The organism is Curtobacterium sp. B8, from assembly GCF_000333315.1.
In the GTDB taxonomy this organism is placed as follows: Bacteria; Actinomycetota; Actinomycetes; order Actinomycetales; family Microbacteriaceae; genus Curtobacterium; species Curtobacterium luteum.
The window spans coordinates 1-1,267 of sequence record NZ_BACW01000204.1; the positions used below are offsets into that span (position 1 = coordinate 1).

The window sequence follows — 1,267 nt, forward strand, 5'->3', positions numbered from 1 at the left end:
CCGCTCATCGACCGGTTCGGCCGCGTNCCCGTCCTCCGGGTCAGCGCCGCCGTCGCCGTGGTGGGCCTCGGGTTGCTCATCTTCGTGGACGTCATCCCGATCGCGATCGTCGGCGTCGTGCTGTGGGGACTCGGTGCGAGCCTCGGCTTCCCGATGGGCATGTCGGCCGCGGCGGACGACCCACGTTCGGCCGCGCTCAAGGTCAGCGCCGTCGCGACGATCGGCTACGTGGCGTTCCTCGCCGGACCGCCGCTCATCGGGTTCCTCGGCGAACACATCGGCCTGCTCGGCGCCCTGCTCGTGGTGTTCGTCTTCATCATCGGCGCCGGGCTCGCGTCGGGCGCAGCCCGCGAGACCGGCGCAGCCGCCGAGACGCTGCGGCGACGACGGGGCCGTGCGGCCGACACCGGCCGTGGTGGCGACCACCCGCAGGACGCGATGACGGACGGCGGGGCCGCACCGCGCCTCCAGGCCGGGTCGACCGACCGCGCCGGCGCCGACACCGCCGCGTCGACCGCCCGCGCCGGCACCGACAGCGCGGGGCCGACCGACCGGGCCGGCACCGACACCGCCGCGTCGACCGACCGGGCCGGCGCCGACACGACCGGGGCACGCACCGACCGTTAGGATCGCCGGGTGCGTCTCGTCATCGCCCGCTGCTCCGTCGACTACGCGGGGCGACTCTCGGCCCACCTCCCCCTCGCCACGCGCCTGCTCATGCTCAAGGCGGACGGCTCGCTGCTCGTGCACTCGGACGGCGGCAGCTACAAGCCGCTGAACTGGATGAGCCCGCCCTGCTCGATCGAGATGGGTGAGCCGAGCCAGGAGCAGGCTGAGGCCGGTATCACGCAGGTGTGGACGGTCACGCAGAAGAAGACGCAGGACAAGCTCGTCGTGAGCCTGTACGACGTGATCGCGGACGAGTCGCACGACCTGGGCGTCGACCCCGGGCTCGTGAAGGACGGCGTCGAGGCACACCTGCAGCAGCTCCTCGCCGAGCAGATCGAGCTCCTCGGCGACGGCCACACCCTCGTCCGCCGCGAGTACATGACCGCCATCGGCCCGGTCGACATCCTCGCGCGGGACGACGCGGGGGCGAGCGTCGCGGTGGAGATGAAGCGCAACGCCACCATCGACGCGGTCGAGCAGCTGACGCGGTACCTCGAGCTCATGAACCGCGACCCGCTGCTCCGCCCGGTGCAGGGCGTGCTGGCCGCGCAGACGGTGGCCCCGCAGGCCCGGACCCTCGCCGAGGACCGCGGGATCC

General features: G+C 73.4%; 2 protein-coding genes. Both read left to right on the top strand.

Annotated elements, in window-relative coordinates:
• Window positions 1-627, top strand: a 627-nt coding sequence (locus I59_RS23375) for a sugar MFS transporter (RefSeq protein WP_031272966.1), incomplete at its 5' end; no start/stop codon positions are given.
• 9 nt (window positions 628-636) lie between these two features.
• A partial coding sequence (gene nucS / locus I59_RS05215; RefSeq protein WP_022902967.1) for an endonuclease NucS occupies window positions 637-1,267 on the top strand: 631 nt, incomplete at its 3' end.